We start from the raw sequence: 1,440 nt of genomic DNA on the forward strand, positions 1-1,440 counted from the left end.
ATGGCCGTCTGCCCCTGCCCCGTAGAGGGCCCGGGGGGTGTTGCCACCGGGGGCGCTCGCCGCTCCGGACGACTGATAGGAAACTGCCGGGTGCAAGCGCCACGGCCAGGTAATGTGGGTGTCGCAGGGAGGGGTTCCGATCGGCCTACCGATTGGAGGATAACACCGTGGCACCACCTAGAATGCCGGAAGCCGTCATCGGGCTCGATGTCGGGAAATTGTCCCATTGGGCATGCGTCGCGACCCGGGACGGCGAGATACTGCTGAGCGCCCCCGTCGCGAACAGGGAGGGCGATCTGGACTCGCTGTTCGGCCGCTTCCCCGACGCGCTCGTGGTCGTCGACCAGTCGCGCAACATAGGCGCCCTCGCGCTCGCCCGCGCCAAGGCGGCCGGGATGTCGGCGGCGTACCTGCCGGGACTCGCGGCACACGGGGCCGCCAGGCTCTTCGCCGGCGACGCCAAGACCGACGAGCGGGACGCAATGGTCATCGCGAAGACGGCGCTGGGCATCCCCGACGCACTCCTGCCGGTCGGGGATCCGGGCCCGACGGTCGCGGCGGCGAGGGCGCTGGCCGCCCAGAGAAACTTCCTGACCTGCGAAAACACCAGGAGCAAGAACCGGCTGCGCAGCATCCTGCTGGAATCGTGCCCCGCCTTCGAGGCGTTGGTCGACCTGTCCGACGGTCCCCAGCTGAGGCTCATGGCATCCCTCGGCGGGGCCTGGTCGGTGGCCGACGCCGGGCCCCGCAGGGCGGCGGCGCTCACGCGCGGGGCGGCGCGCGGCAAGATCGAGGCCCTCGTCCGCTCGACGGCCTCCTCGACAAGGCCGGACGCGGCGGCCATCGCCGCCGAGGACCGGGCGGTGAGGCTGCTCGCGCGCAGGATCTCCGAGAACTCGGCGGAGATCGATGTGATCACGGCGGAGATATCCGCCCTCCTCGAGGGCGACGATACCTACCGATGCCTCCTGACGGTGCCGGGGATCGGCCCCAAAACCGCTTCCGAGCTCGCGATCTCCATAGATATCGAAGACTTCCCAAGCCACGACAGGCTCGCGTCGTACTGCGGCCTGGCGCCGCGCAACCGCCAGTCGGGGACCTCGATCTCCTCGGTGACGGCATCGCGCCAAGGCAACAAGAGGCTGAAGAACCTGCTCATATTCTCGTGCAACTGCCTTACCCGGACAGAGGGAAGATGGGGCGATTACTACGCTAGGTGCCGAGAGCGGGGCATGCCGCACGGCAAGGCGCTCAAGGCGCTGGCACGAAAGAGGCTGAAGGTCATCTACGCGATCATGCGGGACAGGGTGCCCTACGCCGCCTAGTCGAAGCGCTCCGAACAGATTGGAGCCCATCGGCCGAAAGGCCTGGCGTTAGCATGTCGCGATTCAATCTCGAAAACAGCATTGCCCAGTTGACAAAACTATAGGAACACCCCCC

Annotated in this window: 1 protein-coding gene; it reads left to right on the forward strand. The window is 67.6% G+C overall.

The genetic code is table 11. The features are described from left to right. Positions 1-167: 167 nt before the first annotated feature. Positions 168-1,325: an IS110 family RNA-guided transposase gene (locus PMW70_RS09690; protein ID WP_225093533.1), complete on the forward strand. Its 1,158-nt coding sequence runs from the start codon at positions 168-170 to the stop codon at positions 1,323-1,325. Positions 1,326-1,440 lie beyond the last annotated feature (115 nt).

The organism is Collinsella aerofaciens, assembly GCF_028209625.1.
GTDB classification, from domain to species: domain Bacteria; phylum Actinomycetota; class Coriobacteriia; order Coriobacteriales; family Coriobacteriaceae; genus Collinsella; species Collinsella aerofaciens_AM.